Source organism: Geodermatophilus africanus (genome assembly GCF_900107105.1).
In the GTDB taxonomy this organism is placed as follows: domain Bacteria; phylum Actinomycetota; class Actinomycetes; order Mycobacteriales; family Geodermatophilaceae; genus Geodermatophilus; species Geodermatophilus africanus.
Map to the genome: position 1 here is coordinate 165,324 of NZ_FNOT01000001.1, position 25,163 is coordinate 190,486.

The 25,163-nt window shown below is 74.8% G+C and carries 21 protein-coding genes; 9 read left to right on the forward strand and 12 right to left on the reverse strand.

Annotation, left to right across the window (positions count from 1 at the left end):
* Window positions 1-33 precede the first annotated feature (33 nt).
* A complete protein-coding gene (locus BLW63_RS00725; RefSeq protein WP_244522263.1) occupies window positions 34-1,779 on the forward strand; it encodes a PHA/PHB synthase family protein in 1,746 nt (581 codons plus the stop codon).
* A gap of 22 nt (window positions 1,780-1,801) precedes the next feature.
* On the opposite strand, the gene BLW63_RS00730 is transcribed toward BLW63_RS00725, so the two are convergent.
* The 4 genes from BLW63_RS00730 to BLW63_RS00745 are packed head-to-tail and all read right to left on the reverse strand — an operon-like array spanning window position 1,802 to window position 11,010.
* Entirely contained in the window at window positions 1,802-2,659 is an 858-nt protein-coding gene (locus BLW63_RS00730) for an alpha/beta fold hydrolase (RefSeq protein WP_244522264.1), read from the reverse strand.
* An 11-nt stretch (window positions 2,660-2,670) separates the two neighbouring features.
* Window positions 2,671-4,632: a 3-oxoacyl-ACP synthase III family protein gene (locus BLW63_RS00735; RefSeq protein WP_091150442.1), complete on the reverse strand. Its 1,962-nt coding sequence runs from the start codon at window positions 4,630-4,632 to the stop codon at window positions 2,671-2,673.
* 24 nt (window positions 4,633-4,656) lie between these two features.
* Window positions 4,657-10,152, reverse strand: coding sequence for an ATP-binding protein (locus BLW63_RS00740; protein ID WP_091150445.1), 5,496 nt, complete (start codon window positions 10,150-10,152; stop codon window positions 4,657-4,659).
* A 42-nt stretch (window positions 10,153-10,194) separates the two neighbouring features.
* Window positions 10,195-11,010 (reverse strand): 3-oxoacyl-ACP reductase family protein, encoded by an 816-nt coding sequence (locus tag BLW63_RS00745; protein ID WP_091150447.1) that lies wholly within the window; start codon window positions 11,008-11,010, stop codon window positions 10,195-10,197.
* 289 nt (window positions 11,011-11,299) lie between these two features.
* Here BLW63_RS00745 and BLW63_RS00750 point away from each other — a divergent pair, with 289 nt between their 5' ends.
* Entirely contained in the window at window positions 11,300-12,358 is a 1,059-nt protein-coding gene (locus tag BLW63_RS00750; RefSeq protein WP_091150449.1) for an App1 family protein phosphatidate phosphatase, read from the forward strand.
* A gap of 10 nt (window positions 12,359-12,368) precedes the next feature.
* On the opposite strand, the gene BLW63_RS00755 is transcribed toward BLW63_RS00750, so the two are convergent.
* Both BLW63_RS00755 and BLW63_RS00760 read right to left on the reverse strand, forming a co-directional pair.
* Entirely contained in the window at window positions 12,369-13,556 is a 1,188-nt protein-coding gene (locus tag BLW63_RS00755; protein WP_091150451.1) for a cytochrome P450, read from the reverse strand.
* Window positions 13,528-14,076 (reverse strand): hypothetical protein, encoded by a 549-nt coding sequence (locus tag BLW63_RS00760; RefSeq protein WP_091150453.1) that lies wholly within the window; start codon window positions 14,074-14,076, stop codon window positions 13,528-13,530. Before BLW63_RS00760 ends, BLW63_RS00755 begins: the two co-directional genes overlap by 29 nt.
* Before the next feature lie 287 nt (window positions 14,077-14,363).
* On the opposite strand from BLW63_RS00760, the gene BLW63_RS00765 reads away from it, so the two are divergent.
* Complete coding sequence (locus BLW63_RS00765) at window positions 14,364-14,714, forward strand: WhiB family transcriptional regulator (protein WP_091150455.1); 351 nt, start codon at window positions 14,364-14,366, stop codon at window positions 14,712-14,714.
* A gap of 63 nt (window positions 14,715-14,777) precedes the next feature.
* Here the strand turns inward: BLW63_RS00765 and BLW63_RS00770 are convergent, their stop codons facing one another.
* The 3 genes from BLW63_RS00770 to BLW63_RS27685 all read right to left on the reverse strand — a co-directional run bounded on the left by BLW63_RS00770 (window position 14,778) and on the right by BLW63_RS27685 (window position 16,771).
* Complete coding sequence (locus BLW63_RS00770; RefSeq protein WP_244522265.1) at window positions 14,778-15,065, reverse strand: FAD-binding oxidoreductase; 288 nt, start codon at window positions 15,063-15,065, stop codon at window positions 14,778-14,780.
* A gap of 211 nt (window positions 15,066-15,276) precedes the next feature.
* Complete coding sequence (locus BLW63_RS00775) at window positions 15,277-15,825, reverse strand: acyl-CoA thioesterase (RefSeq protein ID WP_091150459.1); 549 nt, start codon at window positions 15,823-15,825, stop codon at window positions 15,277-15,279.
* Window positions 15,826-16,300: 475 nt separating this feature from the next.
* On the reverse strand, window positions 16,301-16,771 hold the full coding sequence (locus tag BLW63_RS27685; RefSeq protein WP_244522266.1) for an AEC family transporter: 471 nt from the start codon (window positions 16,769-16,771) through the stop codon (window positions 16,301-16,303).
* 12 nt (window positions 16,772-16,783) lie between these two features.
* On the opposite strand from BLW63_RS27685, the gene BLW63_RS00785 reads away from it, so the two are divergent.
* From BLW63_RS00785 to BLW63_RS00805, 5 genes are all read left to right on the forward strand, one after another.
* Complete coding sequence (locus BLW63_RS00785; RefSeq protein WP_244522267.1) at window positions 16,784-17,230, forward strand: tripartite tricarboxylate transporter permease; 447 nt, start codon at window positions 16,784-16,786, stop codon at window positions 17,228-17,230.
* Window positions 17,227-17,616 (forward strand): universal stress protein, encoded by a 390-nt coding sequence (locus BLW63_RS00790; RefSeq protein WP_091150462.1) that lies wholly within the window; start codon window positions 17,227-17,229, stop codon window positions 17,614-17,616. Before BLW63_RS00785 ends, BLW63_RS00790 begins: the two co-directional genes overlap by 4 nt.
* A 104-nt stretch (window positions 17,617-17,720) precedes the next feature.
* Window positions 17,721-18,962, forward strand: a complete 1,242-nt coding sequence (locus BLW63_RS00795) for an FAD-dependent oxidoreductase (RefSeq protein ID WP_091150464.1) — start codon at window positions 17,721-17,723, stop codon at window positions 18,960-18,962.
* A 227-nt stretch (window positions 18,963-19,189) separates the two neighbouring features.
* The gene (locus BLW63_RS00800; protein ID WP_091150466.1) at window positions 19,190-20,404 is read left to right on the forward strand and encodes a cytochrome P450 family protein; all 1,215 of its coding nucleotides are present in this window, start codon (window positions 19,190-19,192) and stop codon (window positions 20,402-20,404) included.
* A 125-nt stretch (window positions 20,405-20,529) separates the two neighbouring features.
* Window positions 20,530-21,174 carry a dihydrofolate reductase family protein gene (locus tag BLW63_RS00805; protein WP_091150468.1) on the forward strand — a complete coding sequence of 215 codons (645 nt, stop codon included), beginning with the start codon at window positions 20,530-20,532 and terminating at the stop codon, window positions 21,172-21,174.
* Window positions 21,175-21,371: 197 nt separating this feature from the next.
* Here the strand turns inward: BLW63_RS00805 and BLW63_RS00810 are convergent, their stop codons facing one another.
* Window positions 21,372-21,950, reverse strand: a complete 579-nt coding sequence (locus BLW63_RS00810; RefSeq protein WP_170856574.1) for a GNAT family N-acetyltransferase — start codon at window positions 21,948-21,950, stop codon at window positions 21,372-21,374.
* Between the two features lie 132 nt (window positions 21,951-22,082).
* Between BLW63_RS00810 and BLW63_RS00815 the strand changes: the two genes are divergently transcribed.
* A complete protein-coding gene (locus tag BLW63_RS00815) occupies window positions 22,083-23,078 on the forward strand; it encodes a GNAT family N-acetyltransferase (protein ID WP_091150470.1) in 996 nt (331 codons plus the stop codon).
* Here the strand turns inward: BLW63_RS00815 and BLW63_RS00820 are convergent.
* Together BLW63_RS00820 and BLW63_RS00825 are read right to left on the reverse strand one after the other, a co-directional pair.
* Window positions 23,017-23,898: an alpha/beta fold hydrolase gene (locus BLW63_RS00820; protein WP_091150472.1), complete on the reverse strand. Its 882-nt coding sequence runs from the start codon at window positions 23,896-23,898 to the stop codon at window positions 23,017-23,019. The two genes, BLW63_RS00815 and BLW63_RS00820, sit on opposite strands and share 62 nt — an antisense overlap.
* The gene (locus BLW63_RS00825) at window positions 23,895-25,133 is read right to left on the reverse strand and encodes an acyl-CoA dehydrogenase family protein (protein ID WP_244522268.1); all 1,239 of its coding nucleotides are present in this window, start codon (window positions 25,131-25,133) and stop codon (window positions 23,895-23,897) included. Before BLW63_RS00825 ends, BLW63_RS00820 begins: the two co-directional genes overlap by 4 nt.
* Window positions 25,134-25,163 lie beyond the last annotated feature (30 nt).

The following is a 25,163-nucleotide window of genomic DNA, read 5'->3' on the forward strand; positions in this document are numbered from 1 at the left end:
GCAGCCTGTGACCCAGCTCACATCGGAGACACCGTGACGACGACGCCATCCCGTCCCCGCACATCCGGCAGGCCCCGCCCCGCAGCAGCCGAGGACCGGATCCCCCTCGACGACGCCGGCGCGCCCGCGCTGGTCGAGAACGGCGAGCCCGTCGGCATCCCGTCCCCGCGGGGCATGGCCCGGGGCCTGGTCGCGACCTTCACCCAGCCCGGACCCGTGGCGCGCGAGGCCCTCCGCGTCGGCCGGGACACCGTGCGCATCCTCCGGGGCACCGCCGACATCGCGCCCTCGCCGAAGGACAAGCGGTTCGCCGACCCCGCCTGGTCGCTGCACCCCGGGTACCGCCGGCTGGCGCAGTCCTACCTCACGGTGGCGGGGTCGCTGGACCGGCTGGTCGGCGAGTTCGAGGCCGGCGGCGCCGACTGGCGCGAGGTCGAGCAGGTGCGCTTCGTGCTCAACGCGCTCACCAGCGCCATGGCGCCGACGAACACGCTGGTCGGGAACCCGGCCGCGCTGAAGCGGGCGTTCGACACCGCCGGGATCAGCGTCGCTCGCGGGCTCCGGAACGTGCTGCACGACCTCGTGCGCAACGGCGGGCTGCCGCGCCAGGTGGACCGCAGCGCGTTCACCGTGGGCGAGGACCTCGGCGTCACCCCGGGATCGGTCGTCCACCGCGACGAGGTCGTCGAGGTGATCCAGTACGCGCCGTCGACGCCGCGCGTCCGGCAGCGGCCGCTGGTGATCGTGCCGCCGCCCATCGGGCGCTTCTACTTCCTCGACCTGCGGCCCGGCCGCAGCCTGGTCGAGTACGCGGTCAGCCGCGGCCTGCAGGTCTTCATGATCAGCTGGCGCAACCCCACCCGGGAGCAGTCCGAGTGGGGCCTCGACGAGTACTCCCAGGGCGTCGTCACCGCGGTCGACGTGGCCCGGGAGGTCACCGGGGCGCCCGACGTCACCACGCTCGGCCTCTGCGCCGGCGGCCAGATCATGACGACGGCGCTCAACCACCTCGCCGCGACCGGCGACGACCGGGTGCACGCCGCCGGCTACGCGGTGACCCTGCTCGACTTCTCGAGCCGGGCCCCGCTCGGGGCCTTCTCCGGGCCGCGGATGCTGGAGGTCGCCCGGCGCAACTCCAGCCGGCGGGGCGTCATCTCCGCCCGGCAAATGGGGTCGATGTTCACCTGGATGCGCCCGGACGACCTGATCTTCAACTACCTGGTGCAGCAGTGGCTCATGGGCGAGGACCCGCCCGCCTTCGACATCCTCGCCTGGAACGCCGACGGGACGAACCTGCCGGCCCGGCTGCACGAGCAGTTCCTCGACGTCTTCGGGCACAACGCGCTGGTCCGGCCGGGCGCGCTGCGGGTCCTGGGGACACCGGTCCACCTGAGCCGGATCACCCTCCCCACGTTCGTCACCGGCGCGCTCACCGACCACATCACCCCGTGGTACGGCTGCTACCGGACCACCCAGCTGCTGTCGGGGCCGAGCACGTTCGTGCTCAGCCACAGCGGGCACATCCAGAGCCTGGTCAACCCGCCCGGCAACCCCCGGGCGAAGTACTGGACCGGCGGGGAGCCCGGGCCGGACCCGCACGCCTGGCGCGCGGCGGCCGAGGAGCACACCGGCAGCTGGTGGGAGCCGTGGTCGGAGTGGGCGATCGAGCGCTCCGGCGACGAGGTGCCCGCACCGGAGGCGCTGGGCAGCGCGGCCCACCCGCCCCTGGAGCCGGCGCCCGGCTCCTACGTCCGGGACCGGGTGCCGAGCGGGGCGTAGGGACGGCCCCGGGAGCCCGCGCCTACGGGCGGGCGGGCTCCCGGGCCACCAGCGCCCGCAGCTCCTCGAGCATCACTTCGGGGTACTGCAGCGGCACGAAGTGGGTGCCGGCGAGCGTGCGCAGCCGCGCGCCCGGCACCGCCCGGGCCGCCGCCCGGACGTCGGCCGTGTCGACCAGGGTGTCGTAGCGGCCGGCCACGAAGGTGACCGGGCAGTCCACCGCCGCGACGTCCAGTGGCGCGTGCTCCGCGACGGCCAGCGCCAGGTGCCGGTACCAGCGCCAGTCGTGCCGGGAGAACTCGTGCAGCACGTGGTACAGCGCGGCCGGGTGGGTGGCCTCCCGCGCCGGGCCGCGGGCCCCCGCGGGCGTCAGCAGTTCGTGCCACGGCGGCAGGCTCGCCACGAGCACCGGCAGCAGCGGGCCGACGACCGGCAGCAGCCGGCTGCTCAGCCGGCCCGCCGGGGCCCGCAGCCGCCGCGGCACGCCGTAGGGGGCGAACATCGCGGAGAAGCTGCCGCCCGGGACGCCGGCGACGGCGAGCAGCGACCGGACGCGCGAGGGCTCCTCCACCGCCAGCTCGAACGCCACGTTGACCCCGAGCGACCAGCCGACGACCGTCGCCGACGGCAGGTCGAAGGCGTCGAGGACGGCGCGGGCGTCCTCGGCGTGGTCCTCGACCCGCACCCGGGCCCGGTCGGCCGGCCGCTCCGAGCCGGCCAGGCCGCGGTGCGCCCAGCTGACCACCCGGAAGCCGCTGTCCCGGTCGACGATCCCCGGCCAGGCCGCGGGCGGGGCGCCCAGGCCGTTGCACAGCAGGACCGGCACGCCGTCCCCGTCGTTGCTCCAGGCGCGCAGCGGCGTCCCGTCCGCGCCGCACACCGTGCGGGTGCTCAGCCGAACGCCTCCCGCATGCCCTCCGACGCCGTCTCGGTCCCACCCGACGACGAGGGGGCGGGCATCTCGGCACCGTGCTCGTGCGGCGCGGTGGACCCCTGGACGGCGACCACCGCCGGGTCGACCCGCATCACGGCGTACCCGGCGACGGCGCCCGCACCGAAGCCCGGCGCGAAGACCCGCACCGGCTCGCTGATCACCCCGTCGCGCACGGCGTCGTGGATGGCCAGCGGGATGCTCGCCGAGGAGGTGTTGCCGACCTTCTCGATGTTGAAGTAGAGCTGGTCGGCGGTCAGCCCGGCCCGCTCGGCCAGGCCGATCACCATCGTCTTGTTCGCCTGGTGCGGGACGATGAGGTCGATCGCGTCCATCAGCGACCCGTCCCGGCCGTCCGGGGCCGGCAGCTGCCCCAGCTCGTCGATCATCTGGGACAGGTAGCGGCCGGCCAGCGCCTTGACCTGCGGGCCGAACACCGTGATGTTGTTGTCGAACTCGGGGTTGGGCCAGAGGATCGAGTTGACCTCGCTGGCCGGGCCGCTGGCGTAGGTCTTCATGTAGTCGATGTCGCCGTCCGTGCCCTCGGGAGCCGGGCCGATCACCAGCGCCGCCGCGCCGTCCCCGAAGATCATCCGCGAGGTCCGGACGTTGCCGATCTTGTCGGAGAACTTCTCCACGCAGACGACGAGGACCGGCCGCTCGACCTCCTGCACCATCCGCACCGCGTCGGCGACGCCGTAGGGCATGCCCGCGCAGGCGGCGATGATGTCGTACGCGGCGTAGACCTGGTGCATGCCGAGCTGGCCACAGAGGTAGGTGGCCAGCGACGGGATGAGCCGGGAGCTGGTGCAGGTGCAGACCAGCACGCCGCCGATCTCCTCCGGCTGGCGACCGGCCTTGTCCAGCGCCGCCTCGGCGGCCTCGAGGGCGAGGTCCTCCAGCGGCAGCGAGCTGTACTCGCGCTGCTCGATGCCGGTCTTGGACGAGATCTCGTCGGCACTCATCGGCGACCAGTTGTAGGCCGTATTGCGGATCAGGTCGTCGTTGCTGCACACCTGGTCGCCGTGCACCGCGGCCAGCGCCTCGATCCGCGGCTGCACCGAGAAGCGCTGCCGCACGTCGAGCTCGGGGTAGGGCCGCACCGGCGGCCGGGATTCCCGGGGCCCCGCGACGTGCCGCGGCTCGGCACCGGTCTGCAGCCGGCGCAGGAAGGCCCGCACCTCCTTGTCCCGTGGGTGGAAGGCGACCACGTAGTCGTCGTCCTTGAGGTCGGCAGCCCGGGTCAGCTCCATCTTCGACCGGTCCCAGGGGTACTGGTTGTGCAGCACCATCGCCCAGCGGTGCAGCGCCTCGAGCTCCGGCACGTCCTCGGAGACGTCGAGGATGTCGGTGTAGTCGTAGACCGGGTAGTCCGGGTCGTAGTCCGGCAGCCGGAAGGTCAGGTTCCCCGGCTCCTCCAGGAACTCCGCGACGGTGGGCTTGAGCGCCGGCAGCGTCGAGGCGTGGTGCTTCCGGTGGCCGTAGACGTCGAACAGGACGTCGAAGATCCGGTCCTCGCAGCCCTCGTCCCACTTGGACGGCAGCTGCGGGTAGGCCTCCTCCACCGCAGCGATCTTGGTCTCGCCGTCCTCCCAGGGCTCCAGCACGGGGAGGAACACGTCCGACCGCGACCGGGGCACGTCGGCCCAGCGGGTGGGCCGCTTGTCGTACATGGTGATCGAGAAGCGGTTGGCCCAGAACAGGTTCAGCGCCATGTCCCGCATCAGGTCGAAGCGAGTGGCGTAGGCACCCGTCCGCAACCGCTCCAGGATCTCGGTGCCGCTGGGGGCCTTGGTCTCGAAGTCCCGGCGGATGACGCTGTCGAGCTGCTCCAGCGACTCCATGGTGGAGAAGTCCAGCTCGGGCATGACGTTCGACGGGAACACCATGCGGCCGTGCCGGTTCAGGACGAACGCGTTCACAGGAGTCCTCTCATGACGGGGTGGTCAGGTCGTGGCCGCGCGCTCCATGCCGCGCTCGACGGCGGCGATGAGGCGCGGCCGCAGCTCGGCGGCGGGGATGATGGCGTGCACCGAGCCCGTCCGGCGGGCGCGCTCGATGTCGTGGACCGCCTCGAACTCGGCGGCCACCTCGCCGAGCTTCTCCGAGCGGACGGCGGTGCGGACGGTCGCCAGCTGCGACCGGAGGTGGGCCTGCTCGACGGCGTCGGCCGCGGCGATCGCGGCCTCCAGCTCCCGTAGCCGCGGGTCGGCGGCGGTGCGCTTGTCGACCTCGCGGGAGAACACCACCGCGGCGGCGGGCGCGCCGCCGATCACCGACGCGTAGGAGCCCTCGACGGCGAGGACCTCCATGTTGTCGTTGAGGGTGCCGGAGAAGACGACGAAGGCGCCGCCGTGGTAGCGGGACACGACGCAGAAGACGATCGGGCCGTCGAAGTTGGTGATCGCCCGGCCGATCTCCGCGCCGTACTCCAGCTGGATGTTGCGCAGCGACTCCGGTGAGCCGTCGAAGCCGGAGAGGTTGGCCAGGACCACCAGCGGCCGGTTGCCGCTGGCCGCGTTGATGGCGCGGGCGGTCTTCTTAGACGAGCGCGGGAACAGCGTCCCCGCCGTCCACTGGTCGGGCCCGTCGGCCGGGTGGCTGCCGCGCCGCGGGATCGGCCGGGACTCCACCCCGAGGACGCACACCGGGTGGCCGCCGAGGTGGGCGTCGAGGACGACGGAGGTGTCGGCGTCGGCCATCCCGGCCCACCGCTCGAGGACCGGGTGGTCCTGGTCGGTGACCGCGCGCATGACCGTCCGGATGTCGAAGGCCTTCTTGCGCTCGGGGTTGGTCTCGGCCGAGAAGACGTCGCCGACCGTGGTGAACTCGCTGTCGGGGTGCGTGTGCGGGAAGGAGCGCACGTCCCGGTCGCGCGGGTCCTCGCTCTGCGCCGGCCGCGGCCAGCGCTCCCCGGGCGCGCGGTAGGCGTGGTCGTAGTGCCGGAACAGCACGTCCAGCGCGCCGTTGAGGTCCGGCGCCCAGTACTGCGCCTGGCCGTTGGGGCCCATCACCCGGTCGTAGCCGCCGATGCCGAAGTTGTCCTCGGCCGACACCCCGCCGGAGTAGTCCAGGGAGTGCTTGCCGGTGAGCACCATCGCGCTGTCCGGCGTCATGACCAGGATGCCCTTGGTGTGCATGAGCATCGTGGCCTCGGCGTTCCAGTACGGCTGGGCGCCGACGTTGATCCCGGTGACGACGACGTTGATCTCGTGCCCGGCCTGGGTGAACTCGATGATCCGGCGCAGCGCGCGCGACACCCAGTCCATGTTCTCGGTGCCGCTGTCCATGGAGATCCGCGCGCCCGACGACAGCGCGAACCACTCGACCGGGATGCCCCGCTCCTGCGCCAGGTCCAGCGCCCCGACGACCCGCGCGCACTCCGGCTCGGCGACGGTGCCCAGGGCCTTGGTCGGGTCGCCGAACATGGCCACCCGGGTCATGCCCTCCGGGTAGCGCGGCGTCGGCGTGGTCACCAGGCCGACGACGATGCCGGCCTTGTTCTGCCCGGGTGGGCGCTCGACGGGCGTGAGCCGGCCGTCGCCATCCAGGTCGTGCTCGACGAACGAGCCGTCCGGCCCGGCCAGCAGGGGGGCCAGCTCGTACGGGTAGGGAGCGCCGCGGGCCCGGGAGCTGAGCACCTTCGCGGTGTAGTCGTCCAGGACCCTGAGCGGCTCGGTCGGGCGGTCGGTGACCCGCATCTGCACCCCGGTGCCCGGACGGGCGGAGAAGCGCAGCGCCACGTCGCGCGGCGGGCCGCCCTCCTCCTGCAGCCGGGCCAGGAGCACGATCTGGTCCAGGCCGGCGCCGTAGGTCAGGGGGGCGGCGGTCCGCGCGAACTCCGCCACCTCGGCCAGCGGCACCTCGATCGACGGCCAGGCGTACAGGTGGATGCGGTTGTTCTCCAGCGGCCGCCGGGACCGCCGCTGCGACTGCGCCCGCCGCAGGCCGTCCAGGCAGGATGTGAGCTGCCGCTCGATCGTCGGGAAGCCGACGACCTCGCCGTGCTCGTCGCGCACCGGGGTCAGGTCGCGGACCTCGGCCATGGCGATGAACCGCTCGTCGTTCGGGTTCTCCTTCGCCGTGATGTGCAGCAGGTAGGTGTCCTCGGGCGACGGCACGCGCTCGCCGTCGAACTCCTTGAGCCGCCAGATGTCGAGGCGCTGCGCGGTGAGCGGGTGCAGGCCGCGGATGACGCGCTCCTCCGCCAGGGCCGCCCGGTCCGGGGTCGGCCGGAAGGTGACCGTTTCGACCTCCCCCTCCGGCGTGCACACCGTGACGGTGACCCGGCGGCCCGTGCGCAGCGCCGGGATGCCCTCGAGCAGCCCGCGCAGCCGCTCGGAGACCTCGTCGTCGTCCGCGGGGCGGTCGGGCCAGTTCACGTAGAGGTCGACGACGACCTGCGTCGGGTCGGCGACGTCGGCCAGCGCGCCGGCCACCGAGGTCACCGCGTCCGACAGCCGCGCCTCGTCGGTCATCAGCGCCAGCAGGTGCAGCCGGTGGCCGTGCAGGTCGAACTCCGCCCTGACGCAGGTGTCCCCGTCGAGCAGCGTCGAGCGGACGTCCTCCAGGTCACGGCTGCGGTAGTAGCGGCGGGTGAGGACCTCGAGCACCGGGTCCGGGACGGCGGTCGGCCGGCCGGACCGCTGCGCCAGCAGCCGCACCAGCGGCTCGGGGCTGGCGACCAGCGCCTCCATGCGGCCCATGCTCTCCGCGGTGTCGCCGCGCGCACCGGCCTCGTCGAGCTCGTCGAGCAGCCGCGACGCCCGGTCGAGGACCTCCTGCCGGGCCGCGAGGAGCACTGGCTCCTCGAAGTGCCGGTACCGGACGGCGCGGGCCAGGTCGCCGACCGCGGGGTGGCGCAACTGGGTGGCGACGACCAGGTGGTCGAGGACCTCCCCCACCTCGGCCCGCGCCGGTCCGTCGGGCAGCCGGTCGGCCACCAGCCAGCGGTCCAGCAGGGCGGAGACGGCGGGCAACTGCTCGCCGACGCGCTGCTGGGCGAGGAAGACCCGGTGCACCGCCTCGGTCAGTGCGGCGCTCGGCTCGAGGTCCTCGACGCCGTAGTGGGCCAGCGCCCGCCGCAGCCGGGCGCGGAATGCCTCCGGCAGCGCCTCCCGCTCCACGTCGAGCGAGTGCAGGTAGGCGTGGAAGTACTCCCGCGGGCTGTGGACCTGGGTGTCCGCCTCCTCCTCCGCACTGGCCGGCCGGTTGCGGGAGAGGTCGGAGATGTCGGCGAAGGTGACCAGGACGTCGAGCTCGGCCCTCAGCAGTTCCGCGTCGTCGACGGGCAGCTCGTCGCGGGCCGCGGCGTACTCGGCGACCAGCTGCTTGGCGTGCGCGCCGCTGACGTCGTAGCCGGTGACCAGCGCCCGCAGCGAGGCCAGCCGGGCCAGTGCCCGGGCCCGCGGGTCGCCGTCCGACACCTCGTCCGCGCCCGGCAGGGCCACCCGCTCGCCCTGGGCCTCCTCGACGTCGCCGCCGACGCGGTCGAGGGCGAGCAGCGGGGCACCCGCGTCGACCTGGCTGTTGACCGCGGCCCGCACCTCGCGGACCCGGCCGGCGAACGGCGCCCGGACCGCCGTCTCCATCTTCATGCTCTCGAGGACGGCGACCGGCTGGCCGGCCTCGACCTCGTCGCCCGGCGCGACGCGGACGGCGACGACGACGGCCGGCGCGGGCGCGCGGACCACCCCGCCCACGTCCCGGCCCACCCGGTGCGTCTCGCCGTCCACCTCGACGAGGGAGGACCCGGGCGCCTCGGCGGCGACCACGGAGTACCGCCGTCCGCCGACGGTGAGGTGGCTCTCCAGGGGGCCGAGCCGGTCGACCTCGACGTCGACGACCCGGCCGTCGAGCCCGACGCGGTGCCGGTCGTGGTCCACGGTGGCGACCGTCAGCCGGTACACCTGCCCGCGCATGCCGAGCTCGATGGTGCGGCCGACCTCGTGCGGCGCGCGCGGCCGGCCGCCGCGGGCGGACGCCAGGAACGCCAGCCGCTCCTGCTCCACCTCGGCCTCGGCCAGGTCGAGCGCCACCTGCACCAGCGCCACCCACGCGTTGCCGGCCGGGCGGGCCGGGACCGTCTCGGCGCGGTCGAGCCACCCGGTGTCGGCCGTGCCTCCGACGACCTCCGGGCGGTCGAGGAGGTCGAGCAGGAAGGACTTGGTCGTCGTCCCGCCGGCGAGCACGACGGTGGTCTCCCGGAGGGCGCAGCGCAGCCGGGCGAGCGCCTCCGGCCGGTCCCGGCCCCAGGCGATGACCTTGGCGATCATCGAGTCGTACTGCGGGGGGACGGCGTCGCCGACGCTCAGCCCGGTGTCCACGCGGATGCCGGGGCCGCTCGCCATCCGCAGCAGCTCGACCCGGCCGGGCGCGGGCGCGAAGCCCTGCTCGGCGTCCTCGGCGGTGAGCCGCGCCTCGACGGCGTGCCCGGTGGCCGGGGGCGGGTCGCCCTCGAGCCGGCCGCCGGCGGCCACGTGGAGCTGCAGCTTCACCAGGTCCAGGCCGGTGGTCGCCTCGGTCACCGGGTGCTCGACCTGCAGCCGGGTGTTGACCTCGAGGAACGTGGTGAGCTGCTCCTCGGGCTGGTACAGGAACTCGACGGTGCCCGCGCCGACGTAGCCCGCCGCGCGGACCAGCGCGATGGCGGACTCGCGCAGCGCGGCGTCCTGCTCCGGGCTGAGCGCCGGCGAGCTGGACTCCTCGACGACCTTCTGGTTGCGGCGCTGCACCGAGCAGTCGCGCACCCCGGGGGCCCAGACGGTGCCGTGCTGGTCGGCGATGACCTGCACCTCGACGTGCCGGCCGCCCTCGACCAGCCGCTCCATGAACACGACCGGGTCGCCGAAGGTCCGCTGCGCCTCGGTCCGCGTGCGGTCCAGCGCCTCGTCGAGCTCGTCGGGCGAGCGGACGACGCGGATCCCGCGACCGCCGCCGCCGCTGCGGGCCTTGACGATCAGCGGGTAGCCGATGGTCTCGGCGTGCCGCCGGCCGTCGTCCGGCCCGTCGACCGGGCCGTGGCTCCACGGCGCGACCGGGACGCCGACCTTCTCGGCCAGCACCTTGGCCTCGATCTTCGCGCCGAGCAGCCGCATCGCCTCCGGCGACGGCCCGACGAAGGTCACCCCGAGGTCGGCGCACAGCTCGGCGAAGGCGGGGTCCTCGGCGACGAAGCCCCAGCCCACCCACGCCGCGTCTGCGCGGCTGGCCCGCAGGGCCCGGCCCAGCTCGGCGTGGTCGAGGTAAGGCGTGCCGGCGCCGGTGTCGGCCAGCAGCACCGCCTCGTCGGCGGCGCGCACGAAGGTCGCCCGCCGCTCGGCCTCGGTGTGCAGGGCGATGACGCGGGTGCGGGTGCCGTGCTCGGCGTCCAGCTCCCGCACCGCACGGATGAGCCGCATCGCGGGCTCTCCACGGTTGACGACGGCGATGCGGTCGAACACCCGGTTCCCCTCCTCGTTGAGTGACTGGCGCAGCGGCTGCGGCTACATGTCCATGCCGCCGTTGACCCCCCAGACCTGCCCGGTGATGTAGCCGGAGGCGTCGGCGGCGAGGAAGTGCACGACGCGGGCGACTTCCTCCGGCTCGCCGAGCCGGCCGATCGGGATCTTCGCCTTGAGGCCCTCGAGGACCTTGTCCGGCACCGTCCCGAGCATCTCGGTGGCGGTGTAGCCGGGGGTGACGGCGTTGACCGTGATGCCCAGGCCGTCGGTCTTGCCGGAGCGCTGCACCTGCATCGCGGCCTCGCGGGCCAGCGTCTTGGTCAGGCCCAGCAGCCCGGCCTTGGCCGAGGCGTAGTTGGACTGCCCGATGCCGCCCATCTCGCCGATGACGGACGAGATCATCACGATCCGGCCGCTGCCGCGCTCGAGCATGTGCTTGAGCGCGGCCTGCGACAGGTAGAAGGCCCCGGACAGGTTGACGTCGATGACCCGGCGCCAGTCGTCGTCGGTCATCTTCAGCACGGTGCGGTCGACGGTGATGCCCGCGTTGTTGACCAGGACGTCGAGCCGGCCGTGCTTCTCGATGACCTCGGCGATGGTGCGCCGGCAGTCGTCGGCGTTCGCGATGTCGCCCTTGTGCACGGAGAAGCCCTGGTCGGGGAAGTCGCCGCAGAACTGCTTGCGGAAGCGCTCGGCGGCCTCGTCGTTGCCGCTGTAGCCGGCGGCGACGTCGGCGCCCTGGGCGGCCATGCTGCGGCAGATGGCCGCGCCGATCCCCCGGGTCCCGCCGGTGACGAAGGCCACCCTGCCGGAGAGCTTGTCGCCGGTCCTGCTGGTCCGTTCCTGGGTCACTGTCACCGGCTCCTCCTGGGGTCGGGCGCGTGCGCCTCGTGTGCTGGGGCCGGGGTCGACGCCCCTGGTGAGGCGGTCGGCTCCGGCGGCGGTGTACCGGCAGCATGGTGCCGCGCGGGCGACACGGCAAGGGAGGGCACGACTCCTGCTGGCGACGGCGCGGCGCGCGGTCGCGGATGGGGTTGGGCGCGTCCGTCACGCTCCGTCACCGACGCGCGGGGGCGTCCCCGCGGCGCCGGACTGCGGCCCGGCGGCCGGGTCAGTACGGTCGGCGCAGGCCCGATCGGAGGTGTCCGTGCCCGACCCGTCCGCCGCTCCCGCGAGCTGGTCGCTGCGGGTGCTCGCGCTCGCCTACCGCACGAAGACCCGTCTCCTCCGGGTGCTCTCGGAGCGCGCCCGGGCCCGCGGCTGGACGACCGCCGCGCTGGGCTACCCCGGCTACGCCGCGGGGAGCCGGGCGCGGGTGCGCGGGCGGTTGCTGCTGGCGCCGGCCGGCACCGACCCCGGCGCCCGGTCGGACGTCCCCGGCTTCCGGCGGCTGCTGACCCTGGAGCAGCCGCACGGCGAGATCGACGTGACCGTCGGCGGCGTCCGGGTGCGGGCGCGGGCCGACGAGGCCGGCCTGGTCGACGTCGTCGTCCCCGCGCTGCTGCCGCCCGGGCGGACGGTGGCGCTGCTGCACCCGGAGGGCCGCCCGCCGACGCCCGCACCGCTGCACGTGGCCGCCCCCGACGCGACCGCCGGGGTGGTCTGCGACATCGACGACACCGTGTGGATCACCGGCATCCGGCACCCGCTCCGCGCCGCCTGGCGCACCTTCGCGGGCAACGGCTCGACCCGCCGTCCGGTGGCCGGCATGGCCGCGCTGCTGACCCGGCTTGCCGAGGAGCGGCCGCACGCGCCGGTCGTCTACGTGAGCAACGGGCCGTGGAACCTCGCCGGCCCGATCACGCACTTCCTCGAGCGGCACGGCTTCCCCGCCGGCGCCCTGCTGCTCACCGACTGGGGCATCAGCCCGCGCGCCTGGTTCCGCAGCGGCCGGGCGCACAAGCGGGGGGCGCTGGAGCGGCTGGCCGCCGACCTGCCCGGCGTGCGGTGGGTCCTGGTCGGGGACGACGGGGAGCACGACCCGGCGATCTACCGCGACTTCGCCCGGTCGCACCCGGACCGGGTCGCCGCGATCGCGCTGCGCACCGTCGCCCCGCTCGGCACGCAGCCGCCGGAGGCCGAGGAGCGGGTCGGCGCCGTCCCCGTCGTCCGGGCCGGCGACGGCCGGGCGCTCGCCGGGCTGCTCGGCCGCGCCGGCGTGCTCGCCGCCCGGCGGGCTCCGGCCGGCAGCGCGGCCCGCGCCTGACCGGGCCGCGTCAGGCGGGGCGGACCACCAGCGGCAGCCGCGAGGCGGCGACCATGGTCCACGGGTCGCGGTACTCGACCGGCTCGTCGGCGGCGACCGCGATGTCGCGGTACCGCTCGAGGAGGGTGCGCAGCGCGACCCGCGCCTCCAGCCGCGCCAGCGGCGCCCCGAGGCAGAAGTGCACGCCGTGCCCGAAGCCCAGGTGCGGGTTGGGGCGGCGGTGCAGGTCGAACCGGTGCGGCTCGGCGAACACCCGGCCGTCCCGGTTGGCCGCCGCCAGCCAGGGCAGCACGACCTGCCCGGCCGGGATGCGCACGCCGGCCACCGCGGCGTCGGCCGTGGTGATCCGGGCCAGCCGCGGGAACGGCGTCCGCAGTCGCAGCACCTCCTCGACCGCGGCCGGGAGCAGGTCGGGGTCGGCGCGGACGGCGGCCGTGGCGTCGGGTGCGTCGTCGAGGGCCAGGACGGCGTTGCCCAGGGTCGCGGTGGTCGTGACGTGGCCGGCCATCAACAGCAGCCCGACGAAGCCGACGATCTCCTCGTAGGCCAGCCGCTCGCCGTCCACCTCGGCCCGGACCAGCCGGCTGGTCAGGTCGTCGCCGGGGTGGCGGCTGCGAGACCGGATGTGGGCGAGCAGGTACTCGTTCATGACCCGGACGACGGGCGCGACGGCGTCGACCGCCCGCTCGCCGGCCGCCCGCAGGGTCTCGTCGGGGTCGACGTCCTGGCCGAGGAGGACGTCGGCCCAGCGCCGGAACAGCGGCCGGTCGACCGCCGGGACGCCGACCAGGTCGGCGATCACGATGACCGGCAGCGGGTGCGCCAGCGCGTCGACCAGGTCGAACCGCTCCCCCACCCCGTCCAGCAGTCCGGTGGTGAGCTCGGCGATCCGCGGCTCGAGGTCGGCCACGACGCGCGGCGTGAAGGCCTGGGCGACCAGCGAGCGCAGCGTCCGGTGCCGCGGCGGGTCCATCCGGAGGATGTTGCCGCGCTGGAACAGCGCGAGGTCGTCCTGGTCGGGCTGCAGCGCGCTGAGGTCGGAGGAGAACACGACCGGATCGGAGAGGACCGCGCTCGCCTCCGGGTGGCCGAGCACGTGCCAGCACTGCTGGTGCTCGTCGAAGTGGACCTGCCCCTGCTGCCGGTCGGCCTCCAGCCACGCGATGAGGTCATCGAACGTCGGTCGGGTGGTCGTCATGCGTGCTCACCCCCCTCGGGCTCGGCGGCCGCGCCCCCGGTCCGGCCGTCGTGGGGTCCTGGGTCCCGGCGACGGACCCGGCCGTCCCGGGTGCGGGGCGGGCGCCGCCGTCGGCCGGCAGCCGGAACGCCAGCACGGTCAGCAGGACCGCGGCGACCGACACCAGGCTGAGCGTCAGCGTCTGCAGGACCTCGTCGGCGGTCGACTCGAGCAGGTGCAGGGTCAGCTGGTGGTAGAGCTGGTGCGGGAGGGAGGCCACGAGGGCGGCCAGCCCGGTCGCGCGGGCGAGCCAGACCCCGCCGGTCAGCAGCGCGACCAGCGCCATCACCCCGAGGGCGAGGTTGCCCTGCCCCACGTCCCGGAGCAGGTGCTCGTTGTACGGGCCGTCGACGCTCACCCAGTGCCGGCCCGCTCCCGGGAAGTCCGCGTAGAAGGACGCCGGTGCCAGCGCCTGCCACCCGCCGACGCCCAGGCCGAAGAGCACGAACCAGCCGAGCAGGCCGGAGACCGCGCGTCGCACGGGAGCCTCCCTCCCGGGGTGCCGCCCGCGGCGACGGTCGTCCCGCAGGGGCCCGAGGACGCGATGGTCCTGCCGCCGCCGGGCGGCCACAAGGGACGACCGGCACTGGTGCGGGGGGACGACGCGCCGGGCGGCGAGGGCACCGACAGATGCCGCCAGAACCGGCGGCCGGTTTCGGCTGACTTCTGCCAGTGCGCCTGGAGGCCCGGTTCCGTAACGTCACAGAAAGCAACGAGGCCGTACCGGTCCGTCACCCGACCGCCTCCCCCTTCCCCGAGGAGCCCTCCGTGTCCACGCACTCTCGCCCGCACCTGTCGCTCGTCCCCGGCTGGGGCGACGTCCCGGCCCCCGTCCCGGCCCCCGTCCCGGTCCCCTCCCCGTGGACGGACCTGTCTCCCGCGGGCGACGCGTCGTGGCGGCTCGAGGCGCTGTGCGCCGAGACCGACCCGGAGGCGTTCTTCCCCGAAAAGGGCGGCTCGACCCGCGACGCCAAGCGGGTGTGCAGCGGCTGCACCGTGCGGGCCGAGTGCCTGGAGTTCGCGCTGGCCAACGACGAGCGCTTCGGCATCTGGGGCGGCCTGTCCGAGCGCGAGCGGCGCCGGCTGCGCCTGCAGCAGCGCACCCACCTCAGCGCCTGAGTAAGGACCTCCCTGCCCCCCACCACTCGCGAGCTCGCGGCGGGCCCCTGCAGGGAGGCCGCGTCAACCGGGGAGCACCTTGCCGGGGTTCATCAGCCCGGCCGGGTCGAGCAACTGCTTGACCCCGCGCATCAGCTCCAGCTCCAGCGGGCTCTTGTAGTCGGCGATGACGTCGCGCTGGGACCGCCCGCGCCCGTGCTCGGCGCTGATGCTGCCGTCGAAGGCGGCCGCGGAGTCGTGCACGACCCGGCTCAGCGCGGCGGCCCGCGCGCGGAAGGCCCCGTCGTCCCTCGGCTCGGGCTCGCTCAGGTTGTCGTGCAGGTTGCCGTCGCCGACGTGGCCGTAGGCCACGAACCTCCGCGGTGCTGCCGGGGCGGACGACGGCCGCCGCCGTCCCCGAGTACGCGCCGCGCCAGTCGGTGAGGAAGCCCGCCGGGTCGTCGACCAGCCCGGCGGGGCCGACAACGGCGCGGAGCCGGGCGGCGAGGTCCGCGGTCACCGGGTCACCTCCCGGGCCCGCACGCCGCCGCCCACGAGGACGGCGTCCCCTCCGCGGCCGCGGTCACTGCGCCGGACTCCCGTCGGGCGGGGTCTGCCGGATCTCCGTGGTGGCGCGGTCGATCTCCCGCCGCAGCCGGCTGCGGCGCTCGGCGGCGGCGTGCCGGCGTCGCTGCTCGGCCGTCCGCGGGTGCCAGGGCGGGACCGGCACCGGTCGGCCGTCGGCGCCGATGGCCACCATCGTGAAGTAGCTGCTGTTGGTGTGCCGGACCGTCTGGGAGACGAGGTCCTGCGTGGTGACCCGCACGCCGACCTCCATCGACGTGCGGCCGGTGCGGTTGACGCTCGCGTCGAAGGTCACCAGCTCGCCGACGTGGATCGGCTCGCGGAAGACGACCTGGTCCACCGAGAGGGTGACCGCGTAGCTGCGGGCCCAGCGGGTGGCGCAGGTGTAGGCGACCTGGTCGAGGTACTTGAGCAGGATGCCGCCGTGCACGTTGCCGGCGAAGTTGGACATGTCCGGCGTCATCAGGATCGTCATCGACAGCCGGTGCCGCTCGGCGTCGGCTGCTGCGGTCGCGGACGGTTGTCCCGTCCCGGTCGGCTCGGTCATCGGCTCCTCCTCAACGTCCCCTGGTCCCTCACCCGAGCACCACCGCCACCGCGACGAGCACCGGGACCGACAGCACGGTGCTCAGCAGGATGACGTCCCGGGCGAGCAGCGTGCCGCGGTCGTGGGTGGCGGCGTAGCCGAACACGTTCTGCGCGGTCGGCAGCGCGGAGGTGACCGCGCCCGCCAGCAGCGCCCCCGTCGAGGCCGGCGACCCAGCGGCCCAGGGCGTAGGCCAGCGCCGGTTGCCCCACCGTCTTGAGCGCCACAGCCAGCCACACCGGCCCGGCGCCCTCGCCGGACGCCGGCCGCGGCGCGCCGTGCAGGCTCATCCCGTAGGCGAGCAGGGCCGCGGGCACGGCCAGCCCGGCGGTGAGCTCGACCGGCTGCAGCACCAGCGCCGGCAGCTCCACCCCGGTCGCGGCGACCAGGACCCCCAGAGCACACCCGACGACGACGGGCGTGGCCAGCGGCCGGGTCAGCACCCGCCAGCGAGACCGTCCCTGCGCCTGCGACCCGGACAGCACCGCCCGCCCGACCGGGGCCATGACCAGCACCTGGAACAGCAGCACGGTGCGACGAACGAGGCGTCGTCCAGCACGTACACCGAGATCGGGACACCGAGGTTGCCCGCGTTGACGTACGAGGACGCCAGCCCACCGGCGGTCAGCTCGGTGGGGCGCAGCCGCCAGCGCCACCGCGCCAGCCCGGCGAAGAGCAGCGCGGCCAGCACCGCGCTGCCGGCGGTGGCCACCAGCGCGGGCGACAGCAGCACGCCGGGGTCGGCGTCGGCGAGGGTGAGCAGCAGCAGCGCCGGGGTCGCCACGACGTAGGACAGCCGCGACAGCACCGCCGCGGCGTCCCGACCCCAGGTGCCGGTGCGGGCGACCAGCCAGCCGACGGCGATGACCGCGGTGAGGGCGGCGAGGCCCCCCACCACCCCGTTCACGCGGCGATCGGCGTGGTCAACTCCATGCACATCGGCAACATCCTGTTGCTGATCATGAGCATCCCGCTGGTCGGGTTGTTCGTGAAGACCCTGCGGGTGCGGGCCACGATCCTCGCGCCCATCACCGTGCTCATCTCGCTGATCGGCGTCCACACGGTCAACTACGACGTCTCCGACATCGGGCTGGTCGTCGTCTTTGGGGCGGTGGGCTACCTGATGAAGAAGCTGGGCTTCGACCCGGGCCCGCTGGTGCTCGCCTTCGTCCCGGGCTCGCTGCTCGAGGACTCGCTGCGCCGCTCGCTGCTGCTGTTCGACGGCGACCCGACCGGCTTCCTCACCCGTCCCATCTCCGGGACGCTGCTCGTCCTGTTCCTCGTCGTGGTGCTGCTCCCGGTGATCCGGGCCGCCCTCGCCCGCCGGTGGAGCACCGACCGGCGCAACACCAAGGAGCTCGTGTGACCGTCCTCGTCGCCTACGTCCCGACCCCCGAGGGGGACGCCGCGTTCGTCGCGGCCGTCGAGGAGGCCGGCCGCCGCGGCGGGCGGCTGGTGCTGCTCAACACCCCGCGCGAGGGCGCCCCGGTCAGCGCGGCCATGGCCGACGAGGACGCGGTGCGCGCGCTGGTGGCCCGGGCGTCGGCCGCCGGTGTCGACGTCGAGGTGCACCAGGAGGCGCACGCCGGCGACGTGGCCGACGAGGTGGTGCGGGTCGCCGGCGCGGTCGACGCCTCGGTCATCGTGATCGGGCTGCGCAAGCGCTCCCCCGTCGGCAAGCTGCTCATGGGCAGCACCGCCCAGCGGATCCTGCTCGACGCCGACCGCCCGGTGCTCGCCGTCAAGCCCTGACCCACCCGCGGCACCACGGGTCGGCGCGCGCCGACCCGTGGTGCCGCGGCCGTCGCCGCGGGAGACTGGCGCCGGCACGGGGGCACCTGCGAGGGAGGCCGGCGATGGGCGAGCGCACGACGTGCCTGGTGGTGGGCGGGGGTCCCGCCGGCATGGTGCTGGGTCTGCTGCTGGCCCGGGCCGGCGTCGAGGTCACCGTGCTGGAGAAGCACCCCGACTTCCTGCGTGACTTCCGCGGCGACACCGTGCACCCCTCGACGCTGCAGCTGCTCGACGAGCTGGGCCTCGCCGAGGACTTCGCCCGGCTGCCGCACACGAAGGTCGAGCGGGTCGTCATCCCCACGGCCGACGGGGACACCGTGACCCTCGGGGACTTCCGCCGGCTGCGGGTCCCCTACCCCTACATCGCGATGACGCCGCAGTGGGACCTGCTGGACCTGCTCGCCGATGCCGGCCGCCGGGAGCCGACCTTCACGCTGCGGATGTCGACCGAGATGACCGACCTCCTGCGCGAGGGCGACCGGGTCGTCGGCGTGCGCTACCGGACGGCGGACGGCGCCACCGGCGAGATCCGCGCCGACCTGACCGTGGCCTGCGACGGCCGGCAGTCGCTCGCGCGGCGGCAGGCGGGGCTGCGGCCGCGCGAGTTCCCCGTCCCCATCGACGCCTGGTGGTTCCGGGTCCCCCGGCTGCCCAGCGACCACCCGGCCGCCCTGGCCCCGCACGCGGCCCCCGGCCGGTTCGCCGTGGTCATCCCGCGGGAGACGTTCCTCCAGGTCGCCTACATCGGCCGCAAGGGCACCGACCCGCAGCTGCGGGCCCGCGGCATCGAGGCGTTCCGCGCGGACGTCGCCGAACTCATCCCGGAGTTCCGCGACCGGGTGGACGCGCTGCGCTCGATGGACGACGTCAAGCACCTCGACGTGCGGGTCGACCGGCTGGTGCGGTGGCACGTCGACGGGCTGCTGTGCATCGGGGACGCCGCGCACGCGATGTCGCCGGTCGGCGGCGTCGGCATCAACCTCGCCGTCCAGGACGCCGTGGCCGCCGCGACGCTGCTCGCCGAGCCGCTGCGGAACGGGACCGTGGGCCCCGCCGACCTGGCCGCCGTGCGGGCCCGCCGGATCCTGCCGACCGTGGCCGTGCAGACCCTGCAGCGGGCACTGCACCGCGGCTTCGTCGGCCCGCTCGTCGAGGGACGGCGGGCCGGCCCGCCGAAGCCGCTGCTCGCGCTGGTGCGCCGGGTCCCGCAGCTCTCCGTCGTCCCGGCGTACCTGATCGGCCTGGGGCTGCGACCCGAGCACGCACCGGTGTTCGCCCGGCGCGCCGCGGCGCACGCGGGCTGACCTCGGGGATCCCCTCGAGGGTGCCCGTTGGTCAGGGCCACGCTGCCGCCGCGCGGGCGCCTGCTCGTGGCACGCCACGGGTGGGGCCGGCCGGGCACGGTCGGCATGCGGGGCACCGGTGGTGGTCGGGGACCGTGGTGGGGGGCCGACGCGGGCGTCGAGGGTCGTCGCGCGACCCAGGACCTAGGTACCTGGTGCCTGCCCGGCGGCGTCGGAAGCCTCGGGCCGTGGACCTCGCTGCCCCCGTCGTCCCGCTCGACGCGGCCTTCTTCGCCGACCCGCACGCCCTCTACGCCCGGCTCCGCGTCGAGGAGCCGGTCGCCCGGGCGGTGACCCCGCTCGGCATGCCGGTCTGGCTGGTCACCCGGTACGACGACGTCCGGGAGGCGCTGGCCGACCCGCGGCTGGCCAAGGACTCCGAGGGCTTCGCCCGGGTGCTGGCGAGCAAGCCGCTGCCGCCGGAGGCCCAGTCGGTGTTCGCCCAGGAGCTCAACCGGCACCTGCTGAGCACCGACCCGCCCGACCACACCCGGCTGCGCAAGCTGGTCAGCCGGGCCTTCACGGTGCGGGCCATCGCCGCCCTGCGGCCCCGCATCGAGGCGATCGCCGGCCGGCTCGCCGACCGGATGGCCGCCGGTCCCGCGGAGGTGGACCTGATCGACGCCTTTGCCTTCCCGCTGCCGATGGGCGTGATCTGCGAGCTGCTCGGCGTGCCCGACGCCGAGCGGACGTCGTTCCGCCGCTGGTCGAACACGCTGCTGTCCTCCGAGGGCGCGGTCGACGAGCGCACCGCCGCCGGCATGTCGATGGCCGTGTACCTGACCGACCTGGTGGCGCAGAAGCGGGCGCACCCGGCGGACGACGTGCTGTCGGGGATCGTCGCCGCCTCCGAGGACGCCGACCGGCTGTCGGCCGACGAGACCGTGTCGATGGCCTTCCTGCTGCTGGTCGCCGGGCACGAGACGACGGTGAACCTCATCGGTAACGGGGTGCTGGCGCTGCTGCGCCGTCCCGACCGGCTGGCCGAGCTGCGCGCCGACCCCGGCCTGGTGCCGGCCGCGGTCGAGGAGTTCCTGCGCTTCGACGGCCCGGTCAACCTGGCCACGTACCGGCACACCACCGCGCCGGTCGAGATCGGCGGCGCTCCCATCCCCGCCGGTGAGGTGGTGCTCGTGTCGCTGGCGTCGGCGAACCGCGACCCCGCGCAATTCGCGGACCCCGACGAGCTGGACCTGCACCGCGAGGCCGGCCACCTCGCCTTCGGGCACGGCATCCACCACTGCCTCGGCGCGCCCCTGGCCCGCCTGGAGGGCGAGGTCGCGTTCCGCACCCTGCTCGGTCGCTTCCCCGACCTGGCCCTCGCCGTCGACCCCGCCGAGCTGACCTGGCGGCAGAGCATCCTGATGCGTGGCCTGACCCGCCTGCCCGTGCGTCTCCGCTGAACCGACACCTGCTGCCACCGGGCGCCTCAGGTCCCAGGAGAGCTGGGTGCCGTCGCAGCGATGAGCCCGCCGGCGCTCCCAGGTCTACCTCCCGAACGGGACCACCGACCCATCGGGAGCAGGGCATGGGCCTCATCCACATCGAGCTGTTCGCGACCCTCGACCTCGTCGGGCAGGCGCCCGGCGGCCCCGACGAGGACCCGGAGGGGTTCCCGTTCGGCGGCTGGCAGGCCCCTCTGCTGGACGAGGTGGCCGGGGCGCAGGTCGCGGCCGCGTACGAGGGCACGGACGCCCTCCTGCTCGGCCGGCGGACGTACGACATCTTCGCCGCCTACTGGCCGTACCAGGAGGGTGGCGAGGACGACGAGATCGCCACGCTGTTCAACCGCGTCCCGAAGTACGTGGCCTCCCGCGGCAGGCCGGACCTCTCGTGGGCCGGGTCCACGCAGCTCGGCCCGGACCTGGCCGGCGCGGTGCGCGAGATCCGGGACCGGCACGAGCACGTGAAGGTCGTCGGGAGCCTGGACCTGGTGCAGACCCTCCTGCGCGAGAAGATCTTCGACCGTCTCGACCTCTGGGTGCACCCGGTCGTGCTCGGCGTCGGGAAGAAGGTGTTCGACGGTGGCGCGGTGCCCACGAACGTCACACTCCTCGAACCGCCGGTGGCCGGTCCGAAGGGCACCGTGTACCTGCGCTACGGCCTGGCCGAAGGCACGCCCCGGACGGGGGACATGACCGCACCTGACCGCGGTGTCGGGCGCGACGACTGACCGACCGGCCTCACGGGGGCTCCTTCCGGAGCAGCCCGAGCCCTCCGATCCAGTCGACGACGCCTCGTCCTGCACCCTGCGAGTCTGTCGAGCCGTGCGGGACCGAGGCGAGCCCCCAGTACGCGAACCCGTGTCCCTGACGGGACGCTCGGGGCCACGGTTCAGCTCCCCGTCGAGTGGGCCGACGGACGACGGGCTCAGGGGAGGGCGCGGCGCATCAGGACCCGAGGGAACCCGCCTGCGACGGCGTCGGTGTCCGCGGCCTTGGTGAACCCGGCCTGCTCGAACAGGTGGCGCGTGCCGACGAAGGCCATGGTCGGGTCGACCCGCTGGCCCGCATTGTCGGCCGGGTACCCCTCGACGGCGGGGGCACCGTTGGCTGCGGCGTAGTCCACCGCCCCGCGGAGGAGCGCGTGCGCGATCCCCCTGCCGCGATGACCCGGGCGCACGCGGATGCACCACACGGACCACACGGGCAGGTCGTCGACGTGCGGAATCTTCCTGGAGCGCTCGAAGGGCAACTGCGCCCGCGGCGCGACCGCGGCCCAGCCGACCACCTCGCCTCCGTCGTACGCGAGCACTCCCGGGGCGATGGGGCGGCCGGTCAGTTCGCGGACGTACTCGCGGCGTGCCGGTCCGACGAGTTCCCGGTTGGTCCTCGAGTCGAGCCGGTGGCTGAGGCACCAGCAGACGCTGGAGGTCGGGTTTCTGGGACCGAGCATCACCGCGACGTCGTCGAACCGGGCCCTCGTGGCCGCCTCGATCTCGATGCCCACCCGGGCACGCTAGCGCCGCGGCGGCACCGGGGTCGTCGGGTTCATCGCGACGTTCCCGCGGGAACGTCGCGGCGACGTCCGGCCCGGCCGGGACGACCGGAATCGCGTTGCGCCCCCCGGTAGGACGGGGAGGTGCAGATCGTGCAGACCGGCCCGGACGACGCCCGCTTCCCCGCCTGGTGCGAGGTGTGGGCGGCGACCCAGCGCGCCGACCGCCCGGACGAGGCCCCGCGGCCGGCGCGCGACCACGTCGCCCTCGGACGCCGGCTGGCCACGCCGGGCGGCTCGGTGACCGGCACCCACCGGGCCGCGGTCGCCGACGGCGGGGTCGTGGGCGCACTCCGGCTGCTGCTGCCCGTGCGCGACAACACGACCGTCGCGTACGTCGACCTCGCGGTGCACCCGGCCGCCCGCCGTCAGGGGGTCGGCAGCGCCCTGCTGGCGGAGGCCGGCCGGCTCGCCGCGGCGGCCGGCCGGACGGCGATGGTCGCGGACGTCGACGAGCCGGTGCCGCAGACCCCCGGCCGTGCGTTCGCCCTGCACCACGGCTGGACCTGCGACCTGCGGGAGAGCCGCCGCGACCTGGTCCTCCCGGTGGACGAGGCTCGGCTGGCGGTCCTCGAGGAGGAGGCCCGCGCCGCCGGCCCGGACTACGCGGTGCTCACCTGGCGGGACCGGACGCCGGACGACCTGGTCGAGGACCGCGCCCTGCTCGGCCGCCGGATGTCGACCGACGCCCCCAGCGGCGACGTGCCGGTCGAGGAGGAGCACTGGGACGCCGCCCGGGTGCGCGAGGAGGAGGCCGCGCACGTCGCCCGGGGCCGGACGGTGCTCACCGGCGGCGCGGTGCGGGAGGGCCGCCTGGTCGCCCACACCGAGCTGCACGTACCGCTGGAGCAGCCCGAGCGGGCGCAGCAGGGCGCCATGCTGGTGCTGCGCGAGCACCGCGGGCACCGCCTCGGCGCCCGCGTGAAGGTCGCGGTGCTGCGGGAGCTGGCCGCGACGCTGCCGCAGGTGCGGCGGATCAGCACCTACAACGCGGAGTCCAACCGGCCGATGGTCGCGGTCAACGAGGCACTGGGGTTCCGCCGCGCGGGCGGTCTGTCGGCCTGGACGCGCCGGCTCTGACGGCCGTCGGGACCGGCTCGCCGTCGAGGAACCCGGTGATCAGGCCGGCGATCTCCGCCGGGCGCTCGAGGATGAACAGGTGTCCCCCGCCGCGGACGACGTGCAGCCTCGCGTCGGGGATGCGCCAGGCCAGGATCCGACCGTTGACCAGCGGGATGATCGGGTCGTCGTCCCCGGCCAGGACCAGCGTCGGCTGCCGCAGGGCGTGCAGCCACGGCAGGCTGGTCCACCCGGTGATCGCGTAGAGCTGGCCGGCGTACCCGGCCAGCGACGGGGGCCGCACCCGGCCGATGACCGTGTGCAGCAGCCGGCGCGGGTCGGTGCGCGCCATGCCGCCGTAGATCCGCCCGGCGATCTGCAGGTAGTGCTCGGGGTCGCGGTAGCGGCGCGGGGTCGTCAGCGCCAGCAGCGCGGACGGCGCCCCGGGCATGCCGCCCAGCCCGGGGGCGGTGGCCGCGAGCACCAGGCAGCGCACCCGGTCCGGTGCCTGGCGGGCCAGCTGCTGGGCGACCACGCCGCCGAGCGAGATGCCGAAGACGTCGACCTGGTCGAGGCCGAGCGCGTCGAGCAGGCCGGTCACCGTGCGCACCACGCCGGGCATGCGGCGCGGGCTGCGGTAGGGCGTCGAGCCGCCGATGCCGGGCGCGTCGAAGCTGATGACCTGCCGGCCGCGGGCGGCCAGCTCCTGCTCGAACGGCTCGGCCAGCTCCAGGCTGGCCCCCAGGCCGGTGATGAGCAGCAGCGGCCGCCCGGTGCCGCGGACCGACGTCCGCAGCCGGACCTCCCCCACCTGGATGGTGCGGACCTGCGCCGGCGTCACACGAACGCCGAGGCGCCGGTGATGTCCCGGCCGACGATGAGCGTCTGGATGGTCTCGGTGCCCTCGAAGGTGTGGATGGACTCGATGTCGGCCATGTGCCGGATGACGTGGAAGTCCAGCAGGATCCCGTTGCCGCCGAGCAGGTCGCGGGCCTCGGCGAGCACCGCGCGGGCGGTGCTGGTGTTGTGCGCCTTGGCCAGCCCGGCCAGCGTCGGCTCGACCCGGCCGGCCAGGGCCAGGTCGGCCAGCCGCCGGCAGTACAGCTGCATCGAGGTGACCTTGGCGAGCATCCCGACCAGCCGCTCCTGGATGAGCTGGAACTCCACCAGCGGCTTGCCGAACTGCTTGCGGCGCCCGGCGTAGGTCAGCGCCGCCTCGTACCCGGCGACGGCGTGCCCGAGGGCCATCCAGGCGCAGGAGCCGCGGGTGGTGGCCAGCACCGCGCCGGTGTCCTTGAAGCTCCGGGAGCCGGGCAGGTGGTTCTCGGCCGGGACGCGCACGTCCTCGAGGTCGATCTCGGCCTGCCACACCGCACGCAGCGACCCCTTGCCCTCGATCCGCCGCGCCCGGTAGCCCGGCGTCCCCTTCTCGACGAGGAAGCCCTTGACCTGCCCGTCGTCGGTGTCACGGGCCCACACCACGACGACGTCGGCGATGGTGCCGTTGCCGATCCACTTCTTCGACCCGTCGAGCACATAGGAGTCGCCGTCCTTCCGGGCGGTCGTCTCCAGCGCGATGGAGTCCGACCCGTGGTCGGGCTCGGTGAGCGCGAAGGCGCCCAGCTCCTCGCAGCGCGCCATCGGCGGCAGCCACCGCTGCTTCTGCTCCTCCGAGCCGAGCATGGCGATCGACTTCATCGCCAGCCCCGCCTGGACACCGAGGAAGGTGCCCAGGCTGCCGTCGCCGCGGTTGAGCTCCATGTGCACCAGGCCGGCGGAGAGCGCGTCCATCGGCGGGCAGCCGTAGCCCTCGATGCCGTCGCCCACCAGGCCGGCCGCACCGAGCTTCCCGGCCAGCTCCCGGGGGAACTCGGCGCGCTCCCAGTAGCCGTTGATCACCGGCAGCACCTCGTCCTCGACGAAGGCGCGGGTGCGCAGCAGGTGGTCCATCTGCTCGGGCGAGAGCTCCTCGCGCAGCTGGAAGTAGTCGGTGGAGAGCGCCCTGCCGATGCCCTCTGCGAGTGGGTTACCGATGCCCTCTGCGAGTGGGTTGCCGATGCCCTCTGCCAACGTCACGTCAGTCGCCTCCCGTCGGGTGTGCCGGTC